This window comes from Tenacibaculum discolor, from assembly GCF_003664185.1.
GTDB lineage: Bacteria > Bacteroidota > Bacteroidia > Flavobacteriales > Flavobacteriaceae > Polaribacter > Polaribacter discolor.
Genome location: NZ_RCCS01000005.1, coordinates 214,750 through 228,055, shown reverse-complemented (window position 1 = coordinate 228,055; position 13,306 = coordinate 214,750). Strand labels below are relative to the sequence as shown.

Here is a 13,306-nt window from a genome sequence, read left to right as displayed (position 1 = left end):
ACTTAATTATTCAACTTAAATTGATTCAAATGAACAAAAAGTTTAAATTTCTAATTGGAGGTCTGTCTGTTGCAGCAGTTTCAATTATTGGTTCAGATTATCTTAAAAAGCAAGATGTTGCTGATAAACTGGCCGAACAACGTAAAGTACATAGTACTTTTTTAAAGGAAAGTCCTTTAAATGAATCGTTAAAATGGGGGAAAAAAGAAAGAAAACTTAGAGGGTTACCACCTAACAGGTATTTTGATCAAATGCAGTTACTCACCATGAATCCAGCTACAGGAAAAATGGAAGATGGAAGTTTAGCAGGATTGAGAGAAGATCTGTTGAAAAAGAGAGCACAACAAAAAAGTCCAGGAGACAATGGAAATTCTTGGGCAGAAAGAGGGCCTAATAATGTAGGAGGACGTACAAGAGTTGTTTTATTTGATCCAAATGACGCTACAAATAATACTGTATATGCAGGTGGAGTAAGTGGAGGTTTATGGAAAAATACTGATATCAGTAATGCTAACTCACAATGGACAAGAGTACAAAACGTACCAGGGAATTTATCTGTAACTTCTATTACAGTAGATCCAAGAAACTCTAACAGATGGTATGTAGGTACAGGAGAACAATACACAGCAGGTGATGTGGTAGGAAACGGTGTTTATGTAACTACCGATGGAGGTACAACATGGAATGCTGTTAATATACCAGCAGCAGGAGATGCAATTATTAATTATAATGCAAGTAATGTTTTCTTATCAGGAGTTCATTTCGTAAACGATGTGTTAGCATGGGATAATGGAACTTCAACAGAATTATTCGTTGCAGTAGGAGCACACGTGTACGGAGATTCTTCTAGTCCTAGAAATTGGTTAGGATTACAATCTGCTGGATTATATCGTTCTACAGATAACGGGGCAAATTGGAGTAGAATAGAATCTGCTAATATGAAGTATACTTTTGGAGGAAAAGACTATTATTATATAGCTAATGATTTAGAGGTAAGTGCTAACAATACTTTATGGATGGGTACTATTGCTTCTGCCTTAGGAGAAGGTGGAGGTAGAGTGTTTAGCTCAACAAATGGAGGTACTTGGACAGAAGCAGCTGCATCTCCATTAACTGAATCTAATAGAGTAGAAATTGAACCTTCTGCTACTGATGCAAATAAGATTTATGCATTAACACAAGGAACAACAAGTACAGCGCCTGTTCATATTTATAAAACAACAAATGCTTTTTCAACAGCAAGCGCAACATCATTACCAAATGATGCAGATACAAACATTTCGGCAAACGATTTTTGTCGAGGACAAGCGTTTTATGACTTAGTAATTGAAGCAGATCCAACAAATGATAATATTGTATATGTTGGAGGTATCGACTTATTTAAAACCACAAACGGAGGTTCTTCTTGGTCTCAATTATCACACTGGTACGGAGGTTTTGGTCATCAAAATGTTCATGCAGATCAACACTCAATGGCTTTTGGAAATAATGACTCTTCTAAAATATTATTCGGTAATGATGGAGGAATCTATTATTCAGGAAATGCTGGAAGTACAATTAGTGTAAGAAACAAAGGTTATAATGTAACTCAGTTTGTAAAAGCAGGTATTGGTCCTGATGGAGCAGGAGATGTTGACGGAATTTTTAGTGCAGGAGCACAAGATAACGGTACACAAGCATTTAGAAATGCAGTCGCAGGAATTAATAGCTCTACTCAATTAAGTGATGGTGACGGATTCTACACTTTCGTTGATAAAGATGGAGACTATATGATTGCTACGTATGTAAATAATGTAATATATAGGTTTAGCTTACCTTGGAATGGTTTAGGTAGACAGCAAGGAGGAGCAACAACGTTATCAAGTGATCAAAACACAGGAGATTTTGTAAACCCTATGGGGTATGATAATGATGCAAACCGTCTATTATCAAATGCATCAACAAGTTCTGCTAACTCAATTTTGAGTATTAATGTAGCATCAAATTCAAAAGGAAATATTACAAATGCATTATTAGACGCAAGTCCAACTGCTTTTCAAGCATCTCCTTTTACAAATAATGCATGGTTTGTAGGATTAGCGAATGGTAAACTATTAAAGTTAACAAATGTTACTAATTCTAATGCTACATGGTCAAACATAAATACACCTTTTGTTGGTTCGGTATCTTCAGTAAGATTTGGAGCTACTGAAGATGATATTTTTGTAACAATACATAACTATGGGGTAACAAGTGTTTGGGCTACTTCAGACGGAGGAGCAAATTGGGTAAGCAAAGAAGGAAACCTACCAAATATTCCTGTAAGAGATATTTTACAAAATCCATTAGACAGAACTGAAGCTATTTTAGCAACTCAATTAGGAGTTTGGTCAACATCTAATTTTAATGATGCAAACCCTAACTGGAATCAAGCATATAATGGAATGAGCGATGTTAGTGTTACTTCATTTGATTATTGGAATGTAAGTGGAGATCATACAACAAATAAAGTAATTGCTTCTACATACGGTAGAGGAGTGTTTACAGGTTCATTTACTAGTAATGCTGCTGCTGATACTGAAGCACCGTCTGCTCCAACTAGTTTAGCAGCAAGCTCTATAACAGCAACAAGTTTAACGTTAAATTGGACAGCTTCAACAGACAATATTGCAGTAACAGGGTATGATGTATATCAAGGAGCAACTAAAATAGGAAGTTCAACAACTACTTCATATAATGTAACCGGATTAACAGCAAGTACAGCGTATACTTTTACTGTAAAGGCAAAAGATGCAGCAGGAAATATTTCAGGAGATAGTAATACCGTAAACGCAACTACTACAGCAGCAACAATTACGTATTGTACTTCTAAAGGAGATAGTGTTTCTGATGAATATATTGGAAGAGTTCAATTAGGAAGTATCGATAATTCTTCAGGAGGAGGAAATGGATACTCTGATCATACTGCAATTTCTACAGATTTAGAAAAAGGAAAATCAAATACAATTACAATTACACCAACTTGGACAGGAAGTAGTTATGATGAAGGATATGGTGTTTGGATTGATTACAACCAAGATGGAGATTTTTCTGATGCAGGAGAAACAGTGTGGACAAAAGCTAAATCTAAAGACACTCCTGTAAGCACATCGTTTACAGTACCAAGTTCAGCTTTAGATGGAGCAACAAGAATGAGAATCGTTATGAAGTATAATGCAACACCAACAGCTTGTGAGGCATCATTCTCTTACGGTGAAGTAGAAGACTATACAGTAAATATTGGAGCTGCAATAGCAGATACTCAAGCACCAACTGCACCTAGTAGTTTAGCTTCATCAAACGTTGCACAAACTACATTAACTTTATCTTGGACAGCATCAACAGACAATGTAGGTGTTACAGGATATGACGTATATCAAGGAGCAACTAAATTAACAACTGTTACAACAACATCTTACAATGTAACAGGGTTAACAGCTAATACAGCTTATACTTTCTCAGTAAAAGCAAAAGATGCAGCAGGAAATATTTCTTCAGCAAGTAATACGGTAAATGTAACTACATTAGATAATGTTGTTAGTTATTGTTCTTCAAAAGGAAATAGAGTTACTTATGAGTGGATAGATTATGTTTCTTTTGGAGGAATGACAAATACAACTTCTGCAAATGGAGGGTATGGTGATTTCACGAATAAAGTTGCAACAGTTACTCAAGGAACAACAAACCAAATCATTGTAAGTGCAGGATTTAGTGGTTCTTCATATACTGAGTATTTTACGGTTTGGATTGATTATAACCGTAACGGAACTTTTGAAAGTAGTGAACAAACATCTTTAGGTTCTTCTAGTACAGCAGCAAATAGATCAGCAAACATATCTATTCCATCAAGTGCGTTATTAGGACAAACAAGAATGCGTGTATCTATGAAGTACAACGGAGCATCAACAGCTTGTGAAACTTTTGCAGATGGAGAAGTAGAAGATTATACAGTTAATATTGTTAACTCATCATCTTCAGTAGCAGTATCAGGTACAAGTGATGAGTTTGCTGAACCATTAGATAGAGAAGCAAAATCGAGCTTAACAGCATACCCAAATCCAGCAATAAGTAATGTTACTGTAAAATTTGGAAGCAACGAAAATGTAAGTTATAAAATAACAAATACAATTGGTAGAGTTGTATTAACAGGAAAAACAGTTAATGGTACTGTAAATGTTTCTAATTTAAAAACAGGAATTTATTTATTAGAGGCGAACGATGGTAAAAAATCAGAAACCATTAAATTAATGAAGAAATAATAGCTTTTCTTTTAATTATAACAAAACCCGAGCAATTGCTCGGGTTTTTTGTTTCTTTGCATAAAATTTTAGAGAATGAATTACCTATCAGTAGAAAACATAGCAAAATCGTATGGCGAAAAGGTCTTATTTGAAGATATTTCTTTTGGAATTAATAAAGACCAAAAAATAGCCTTTGTTGCTAAAAATGGTAGTGGAAAAACCTCTATTTTAAACATTATTGCAGGAAAAGATACACCAGATGAAGGCCAAGTTATCAGTAGAAAAGGAATTAATATTGCTTATCTAGCACAAGATGATGATTTGGATCCCGACTTAACTATAGAAGAAACTATTTTCTCTACAGAAAATACTATTCTTCCAATTATTCAGCAGTACGAAAAAGCATTGCAAAATCCTGATGATACTGAAAGCTATCAAAAAGCATTTGAGTTGATGGAGCAGCATAATGCGTGGGATTTTGAAACACAATACAAGCAAATTCTTTCTAAGTTAAAGCTTGATGATTTGTCACAAAAAGTAGGAAAGCTTTCTGGAGGACAAAAAAAACGACTATCGTTAGCAATCATTCTAATTAATAAACCTGATTTATTAATACTTGATGAGCCAACCAACCATTTAGATTTGGAAATGATTGAGTGGTTAGAAGCATTTTTCGCTAAGGAAAAAATAACCTTATTCATGGTAACACACGATCGTTATTTTTTAGAACGTGTGTGTAATGAGATTATAGAATTAGATAACGGAAAACTATACAAATACAAAGGAAACTACTCATATTACCTTCAAAACAAAGAAGAACGATTAGCTTTAGAAGCAACCAACTTAAGCAAAGCAAAAAGCTTGTTTAAAAAAGAATTGGATTGGATGCGTCGTCAGCCTAAAGCACGTACTACCAAATCTAAATCACGTATTGATGACTTTTTCCAAATTAAAGAAAAAGCACATCAACGAAGAAAAGAGCATGAAGTTCAGCTAGAAATTAACATGGAGCGTTTAGGAAGTAAAATAGTAGAGCTTCATAAACTAAAAAAGAACTTTGGAGATAAAGTTATTTTAGATGGGTTTGACTATGTTTTTAAACGAGGAGAGCGTATAGGAGTTATCGGAAAAAACGGAACAGGGAAATCCTCTTTCTTAAACATACTAACAGGCAAAATTCCTGTAGATGGAGGTAAAGTAATTGTTGGAGAAACGGTAAAATTTGGTTACTACACTCAAAAAGGAATCCAAATAAAAGAAGGACAAAAAGTAATAGAAGTTATTAAAGAGTTTGGAGAAGAAATTCCGTTAACCAAAGGAAGAAGAATTTCTGCAGCTCAGTTATTAGAACGCTTTTTATTTGATAGAAAAAAGCAATATGATTTTGTCGAAAAATTAAGTGGAGGAGAGCAGAAGCGTTTGTACCTCTGTGCTGTTTTAATTCAAAACCCTAACTTTTTAATTCTTGATGAGCCTACCAACGATTTGGATGTGGTAACCCTAAATGTATTAGAAAGTTTCTTATTGGATTACCCTGGAAACTTAATGGTAGTGTCACACGACCGTTATTTTATGGATAAAATAGTTGATGGCTTATTTGTTTTTAAAGGAAATGGAGAAGTAGAAAATTTTCCAGGAAATTACTCTGATTACAGAGCATATGAAAGCTCTTTACCACCAGAACCTAAAGAAGAGAAGAAAGTAGCTGAAAAGCAAGAAAAAACATCTAAAAAAGGAAAGTTAAGTTATAACGAAAAACGAGAGTTTGGTCAACTAGAGGTTGATATTGAAAGGTTACAAAAGAAGAAAGTAAAATTAGAAGCGCAATTCACCAACGGAGAAATAGCGATGGATGATATCAATGAAAAATCTTTGGAACTACAAGAAATTATAGAAAGCTTAGAAGAAAAAGAAGAGCGTTGGTTTGAACTTTCAATGAAGTTGGAAGATTAGCCGATGTAATCTTGCTTTGTTGAATAACACTTATTCAATGATTAATTTCAGTTGTTGAGCAAATTGTTTTTTATCTGTTAGTTTCGAAAAGAAAAGGTTGTTAGCAGCTGTCTTAATGTCGATAGCTTTTTGCAATACTTCGATTCCTGTCTGCGTTAAAAAAACACATTTTGCCCTTGTGTCGGTTTTGTGTTCTTTTCTTTCTATAAGTTTATTTTTTTGTAATGTTCGTAAGATTTTAGACACCATCATTCTGTCGGTATTACTGTGATCAGCAATCTCTTTTTGAGTGACCTCTTCCGAAGTTTTTAAAAGCCATGCTAAAGCCATTAAAATTACAAACTGTGTATGTGTTAATCCAATTTCATCTAAGGCTCTATTCATTTGTCGTTGCCAAAGCATAGTAGTTTGCCAAAGTAAATAGCCTAGGTTTTCATTTGGATTTTCAAAGTTAAAATTAATGGTGTTCTTCATAAAGCATGTGGCTTGAAATGAGTTTAAAATCAGGTTCACTTATTTCTAATGTCCCCCAACGAAAAGGATACCCCCACTTTTGTTTGTTTATTATAAACTCTAAATCGTTAATAAGTGGCAAAATAGGTATATCTTTTGCATTAAAAAAATTAATATCTAAACGAAAAGGACAAAAATTTGGAGATATTTCAATTGGATAAACTGTATCATTTTGTACCTTTCCAATAGCGGTAAACTCCTGACATTTGTCTTTTTTATTGAAAAACTGTTTACTAGAGTAATAGATTACAAAATCGTTTGTTTTCATTTTTTGTAAAGGCGCTGCTTTACCATGACAAGCTTGAGCAAAGCCACCCTTTATACCATTTTTAACATGTTCTTTTGAAGCTGTGATAATCCAGTATTTAGGTTTTTTGTTATCCATTATATGTGAGTTTTTTCAATAATTTTTTCGAAACAGGTGCCGCAATCATAGAAGTAGGAACAGCAACGAGAAATCCAATTAGAAAGCTTTTCATCCATAGTATAAAAAAGGAAGGTACCATACCTACGTTTATGAGAACCATGATAAAAGACATTGCCAAAGCCATAAAGAAGGCCATTAAAATACCAAATGCTAAGGTAGCTTGTTTTTGTGTTAGTGTCATAACGAAAAATTTAATGATGACACAAATATAATATATGTGACAACAATAAATAGTGTTTTCTTACATTTTTTTTAAAATTTTGAACATAACTCGAAAAGAATTTGCTTATACACGGATTATTTGTGCATCTTCCAATAAAGGCTTATTTAAAAACCGTAATAAAAGTTGAGCTACCGCTACGGTATCTCGTTCGCAATATTCGACAATACGCGATAGGTTTTTTTCTTGGTAATAAACATTAGCAACTTCGCTACCATCAATATCTTGTTTGGGTGATGGAATTCCTAAAATAGCGGTAAGTAATTTTAAAGAAGTATAGTGTTTATAATCGCCAAATTTCCATAGGTCTAAAGTATCTAAATGCGGAACCTCCCAAGGCTTTTTTCCAAATAAATTGAGTTTACTAGGTAAGTCAATTCGATTGATAATCATACGTCGTGCTATATATGGAAAATCAAATTCTTTACCGTTGTGCGCACATAATAGATGGTTTGGATGGTTAAAATGTGTATCTAATAAATTTTTAAAATCAACCAAAAGTTTATGCTCATTATCACCATAAAAAGAAGTAACCCGAAGTTGATTTACTCCCTTACGTTCTACAAAATACCCTACAGAAATACAGATTATTTTTCCAAACTCAGCCCAAATACCAGCTCGATGATAAAACTCTTCAGGAGTAAATTCATCTTTACGTTGGTATTGTGTTTTCAAAGCATATAACTCTTGCATTTCAGTAGATAAATCAGTAAAAAATTCTACTTCAGGAACCGTTTCGATATCTAAAAACAAGATGTTTTGTAGGTTAAGTTTATTCAGCATTTTTTTCTTTAATTAAAGCATAGATATCAGCGTTAGATAAATAATTTTCGGTAGCATCATCATCTATTTTTGATAAGCTAATACTTTTGAAAATAAACTTTACACTTAGTGTTTTAAAATGATGCTCAACTGTCATTAAATTAGGTGATATATTGTAATTCTTTTCTTGGGATTTAAGTTTTTTAATCATACTAGAGCAATCAATCTCACCAATAGAAGTATCACCTTTTAAAACTTTAATAGTATTAAGTTTTTCACTTAAATAAAAACGATATTCTTGAATTGTAGTTTCTTTATTATAACTATTAAGAAATATTTTTTTTAAAATATCGTAGTTCTTGGTGTTAATGGTTAAGTTTTGTTCATCAACATTATAGTAATAGTTTTGGTATCCTTTATAAGGATTGTTAGTTACTTTAATATTTAAACTATCCATTAATTTATTTTGTAGTTGCCAATTACTTTCGGTTTTAAATACTGTTTTTGGATTATAGCCTAAAACACTTTCTACTTTATCTAACTCATGTTTATTATTTAAATACCTAATAATAGAACGTAATTGATTTTTCTTTTCAAAAGTGGTTGAAAAATTAGTACTTTTTATATCAGTATATACTTTTTCAAATTGTTTAACTTGGCTTTTAGAAGATACAGAAAAAGCACCCCAAAAACCAAAAGAAATAAGAAAAGAAATAACAGCTAAACTAAAAGGAAAGACCTTAATTTTTTTACGTTTACTAAAAAGTATGTATGAGGTCATGGCTAAGATCCAACAAGCTAAAATAAATACGAAATAACGGTTTTCGGTAATGCCATATTCGTTAATACGCCTGAAAATAGCGATAAAAAGCAAGGCTATTAAAGGTAATAACAAATAATAAAACCAAGGATGAAATTTTTTAATTGTGCGAGAATCTATGGTTTTTTGAATAGGGTTGATAAGTATTTGAACGATAAATCCTAAAAAAGAAAGAGCAATAACTAAATAAGAAACCCATCCTTTAGGTAAGTTCCAATTGATTACTATTTTTAAGCTATAGGCATATAAAATGATGAGGTATAAAATTACTAATGGAATTAAGATATACTTAACCAGTACCTCTAAAGCTTTGGTGTAGTTAATAGCAAGTTGGTTATGAACATCCTTAGGAAAATCAGAAAGGTAAATCCATGTATTTACAATTCCTATACAAAGCACAAAAACCTGAAAAAAACGATCTCCTTTAAAATCAACATTAAACAAGTGTTTTATAGCGAGTAATGCTAACACAATACCTAAATATAATATCAGGGAGAAAAATAAACTTCTAAAGAGTGCTATAAAAACAGATTTTAAATAATTAAAATAAGCGGATTTATTCCAACTAAATACAAAAGGAGCGACCATTACAAGTAAATGCCCAGTTATAAAGTAAAGCACAAAACGGGTGATAGAGTTTTGATAAATCTCTGAACCATCAATATCAACACTAAAATAAAATAAGAGTAGAAAACCGAGAGTTAGTAAGAATACCCAGGTATTGTCTTTTTTAAACTGTTCTTCAAAAAAACGAGTAGCAATTAACCAGCTTATTCCTAGAATAAAAATTAAAATAACCTTACCGTTAAAAGCATTGTCAAAAGTATTTGCTTCAATCGTAAATAAAGTAAATAACGTACCTACTATTGCCCATGAAAGGGTTATAGGAAATCGTTTAAAGGCATCTTTAGCCTTGGAAGTAATTTCTCCAAGGGAAGAAATAATTTTCATAGGAAACAATTTGTATAAAGATACAAAAACTGCAAAAAAAGAAAAGCAAAAGATTTTTCCTTATTTCTTTTAAGCAAAAGTTTAGTAAATATTAAATGAACGTTAAGTTAAGCATGTACACAAAGGGTTTACTTTTTTATGATTACTTTTGGGTAACACAATAAAAATGAATAATGAACACTAGCGACATTAAAATTTTACTAGTTGATGATGAACCAGATATTTTAGAAATTGTAGGATACAATTTAAAATCAGAAGGATATCAGGTTTTTACTGCAAGTAATGGTGCAGAAGCTGTAAAAACAGCAAAAAAAGTAACTCCACATTTAATCTTACTAGATATTATGATGCCTGAAATGGATGGTATCGAAGCATGTGAAAAAATTAGAAATATAAAATCTTTGGAAGATGTTATAATCTCTTTTTTAACCGCTAGAGGAGAAGACTACTCACAAGTAGCAGGTTTTGACGCTGGAGCAGATGATTATATAACCAAACCAGTAAAACCAAAAGTACTAATAAGTAAGGTAAAATCTTTACTACGTCGTTTAAAGACTGAGGAAAAAGCAGATACCACTACAAAAATTGGAGATATTGTAATCAATAGAGACGAATATGTAGTTTTCAAAGGAGAAGAAAAAATATCTTTACCAAGAAAGGAATTTGAATTATTCTCTCTTTTAACTTCAAAGCCAGGAAAAGTATTTAAAAGAGAAGTTATTTTAGATAGCGTTTGGGGAAATGAAGTAGTTGTAGGAGGAAGAACAATAGATGTACACATACGTAAACTCCGTGAGAAAATAGGAGATCACTATTTTAAAACGGTAAAAGGAGTTGGATACAAGTTTGTGCTAGACGAAACAGACAAATAATTTTTAAACTCAAAAATTAATAAGTAGATTGCTAGCTAGCAATCTATTTTTTTATCATGAAATGAGCTATAATAATTCTTGATACTTCACAAGATAATTAATGGCGAATTACATCTGACATTTAAAAGAATAATAGAAAAAACAGATGAAAAAAATAAAAAAAACCTATAATTACGCACTGTGGTCGGCATTATACTCAACACTATTATCTATAGTTATAGCAGTATTATCGTATTTACTTTTATTAAATAGCCTAGGTGTTGTAACCATTGTTATTTTTGGAGTAGCAATGTTTATTGTCTCTTTTTTTGTAATTCAATACAGAGCTGAACACTTTATTTATCAACGAGTAAAAAAGATGTATGAAGATATTTCTATTTTAGATGTTAACGATTTAAAGCGAAAAAAAGTAACAACAGATGTAGAGGCTTTAACAAAAAGTGTACAAGAATACGTTGAAGGAAAGAGCGAAGAGATAGCGAATTTAACACAACGCGATTCATTTCGTCGAGACTTCTTAGGAAATGTGGCTCATGAGCTTAAAACACCACTTTTTACAGTACAAGGATATATTTTAACATTAATTGAAGGAGCTGCTGAAGACAAAGAAATCCTTGAAAAATATTTAGAAAGAGCAAACAAAGGTGTAGAGAGGTTAACCTCAATTGTAAAAGACTTAGATATGATTGCTAAGTTAGAAACTGAGGGAATGAAAATGAACATGCAAACGTTCAATATTATTGAACTGATTCAAAATGTGTTCGATTTGTTTGAAATGAAAGCTAAAAAAAGAAATATTACGCTACGCTTTGATCGTGTATATGATTTTCCTCATTTGGTAAAAGGAGATGTAGAAAGGATTGAACAAGTACTTATAAATCTTATTGTAAATTCTATTAAGTACGGTAAAGTAGGAGGTATCACCACAGTGAGTGTTGAACCGTATAATCAGAATAAACTTATTATTAAAATAAATGATAACGGTGAAGGAATAAAACAAGAACACATATCACGTTTATTTGAACGTTTTTATCGTGTAGATCAAAGTCGTTCACGTGAACAAGGAGGTTCAGGTTTAGGGCTTTCTATTGTAAAACACATTATTGAAGCGCATAACGAAACTATTCTTTTAAAGAGTGTACACGGAGAAGGTTCTGAGTTCTCTTTTACACTAGAAAAGGCAATGAAATAAAAAAAGGAGTTGGTTACCAACTCCTTTTTTTATTATTATTTTAAATCGAATCCGATATCTTTTCGATAATTCATTTTATCAAAAGATATTTTGTCGATGCTTTTATACGATTTTTCTAAGGCTTCATCCATAGAGTCTCCAAAAGAAGTAATTGCCATAACACGCCCACCGCTCGTAACAACTTTACCGTCTTTTAAAGTGGTTCCTGCATGAAAAACGATAGAATCATCTACAGTATTAAAACCTGTAATTTCTTTTCCTTTTTCATAAGCTTCAGGGTATCCACCCGAAACTAACATCACAGTCGTTGCTGTTTGTGGGGTAACTTCGTATGATTTATCTCCTAAGGTTTGCGTAGCAACACCTTCAAATAAATCTAGTAAGTCTGATTGAATACGTGGTAACACCACTTCAGTTTCAGGATCTCCCATACGAACATTATACTCAACTACAGATGGATTTCCGTTATCGTTCATCAATCCGATAAAAATAAACCCTCTATAATCTATTCCATCTTTTTGTAAACCGTCTATTGTTGGTTTAACGACCAATTCTTCCACTTTCGTTAAAAAATCATCCGTTGCAAAAGGAACAGGAGAAATAGCTCCCATACCGCCTGTATTTAGTCCTGTATCACCTTCTCCAATACGTTTGTAATCTTTAGCAGAAGGTAAAATTTTATAATTCTTTCCATCTGTTAATACGAAAACAGATAATTCTATTCCTTTTAAAAATTCTTCAATAACTACAGTTGATGAAGCACTTCCAAACTTTTGATTAGAAAGCATTTCTTCTAACTCAGCTTTTGCCTCCTCTAAGTCATTTAAAATTAAAACTCCCTTTCCAGCAGCTAATCCGTCAGCTTTCAATACATACGGAGCATCTAATGTTTCTAAGAATTTTTTTCCTTCAGCTAAAGTATCAGTAGTAAAAGATTGGTAGCGAGCTGTTGGAATATTATGTTTTTCCATAAACTGCTTCGAAAAATCTTTACTTCCTTCTAATAAAGCACCGTCTTTTTTAGGTCCAATTACAGGGATGTTTTTTAACTCTTCATCTGCTAAGAAAAAGTCGTGAACCCCTTCTACTAAAGGAGCTTCAGGGCCTACAACTACCATATTAATATCGTGTTGTAAAACAGTTTCTTTTACCTGTGCAAAATCAGTTGGATTGATAGCTAAATTCGTAGCAATAGCATCAGTTCCTGCGTTACCTGGAGCAACATAAAGGTTGCTGATTTTAGTACTTTCTGAAAGTTTTTTAGCAAAGGCGTGTTCTCTACCGCCCGATCCTAAAATTAGAATATTCATTGTTGTGTGTTGTTGTATTGTGAGTGC

At 32.5% G+C, this 13,306-nt stretch carries 10 protein-coding genes; 4 read left to right on the top strand and 6 right to left on the bottom strand.

The genetic code is table 11. From position 1 onward, the window contains the following. Positions 1-29: 29 nt before the first annotated feature. Complete coding sequence (locus C8N27_RS04525; RefSeq protein WP_121146446.1) at positions 30-4,277, top strand: GEVED domain-containing protein; 4,248 nt, start codon at positions 30-32, stop codon at positions 4,275-4,277. 75 nt (positions 4,278-4,352) lie between these two features. Then, a complete protein-coding gene (locus tag C8N27_RS04520) occupies positions 4,353-6,212 on the top strand; it encodes an ABC-F family ATP-binding cassette domain-containing protein (RefSeq protein ID WP_121146445.1) in 1,860 nt (619 codons plus the stop codon). A gap of 30 nt (positions 6,213-6,242) precedes the next feature. Here the strand turns inward: C8N27_RS04520 and C8N27_RS04515 are convergent, their stop codons facing one another. The 5 genes from C8N27_RS04515 to C8N27_RS04495 form a co-directional block, all read right to left on the bottom strand. After that, on the bottom strand, positions 6,243-6,686 hold the full coding sequence (locus C8N27_RS04515) for a MarR family winged helix-turn-helix transcriptional regulator (protein WP_099214896.1): 444 nt from the start codon (positions 6,684-6,686) through the stop codon (positions 6,243-6,245). Then, complete coding sequence (locus tag C8N27_RS04510) at positions 6,670-7,110, bottom strand: EVE domain-containing protein (RefSeq protein ID WP_121146444.1); 441 nt, start codon at positions 7,108-7,110, stop codon at positions 6,670-6,672. Before C8N27_RS04510 ends, C8N27_RS04515 begins: the two co-directional genes overlap by 17 nt. Beyond that, positions 7,103-7,333, bottom strand: coding sequence for a DUF2798 domain-containing protein (locus C8N27_RS04505; RefSeq protein WP_121146443.1), 231 nt, complete (start codon positions 7,331-7,333; stop codon positions 7,103-7,105). Before C8N27_RS04505 ends, C8N27_RS04510 begins: the two co-directional genes overlap by 8 nt. Before the next feature lie 105 nt (positions 7,334-7,438). Beyond that, on the bottom strand, positions 7,439-8,155 hold the full coding sequence (locus tag C8N27_RS04500; protein WP_121146442.1) for a 3'-5' exonuclease: 717 nt from the start codon (positions 8,153-8,155) through the stop codon (positions 7,439-7,441). After that, positions 8,145-9,905: a DUF4153 domain-containing protein gene (locus C8N27_RS04495; RefSeq protein WP_121146441.1), complete on the bottom strand. Its 1,761-nt coding sequence runs from the start codon at positions 9,903-9,905 to the stop codon at positions 8,145-8,147. The genes C8N27_RS04500 and C8N27_RS04495 overlap by 11 nt, the downstream gene beginning before the upstream one ends. A 173-nt stretch (positions 9,906-10,078) precedes the next feature. Here C8N27_RS04495 and C8N27_RS04490 point away from each other — a divergent pair, with 173 nt between their 5' ends. Together C8N27_RS04490 and C8N27_RS04485 are read left to right on the top strand one after the other, a co-directional pair. Next, a complete protein-coding gene (locus C8N27_RS04490; RefSeq protein ID WP_099214891.1) occupies positions 10,079-10,777 on the top strand; it encodes a response regulator transcription factor in 699 nt (232 codons plus the stop codon). Between the two features lie 145 nt (positions 10,778-10,922). Next, complete coding sequence (locus C8N27_RS04485) at positions 10,923-11,969, top strand: sensor histidine kinase (protein WP_121146440.1); 1,047 nt, start codon at positions 10,923-10,925, stop codon at positions 11,967-11,969. 35 nt (positions 11,970-12,004) lie between these two features. On the opposite strand, the gene purD is transcribed toward C8N27_RS04485, so the two are convergent. After that, positions 12,005-13,279 (bottom strand): phosphoribosylamine--glycine ligase, encoded by a 1,275-nt coding sequence (gene purD, locus C8N27_RS04480; protein ID WP_120185916.1) that lies wholly within the window; start codon positions 13,277-13,279, stop codon positions 12,005-12,007. Positions 13,280-13,306: the final 27 nt, after the last annotated feature.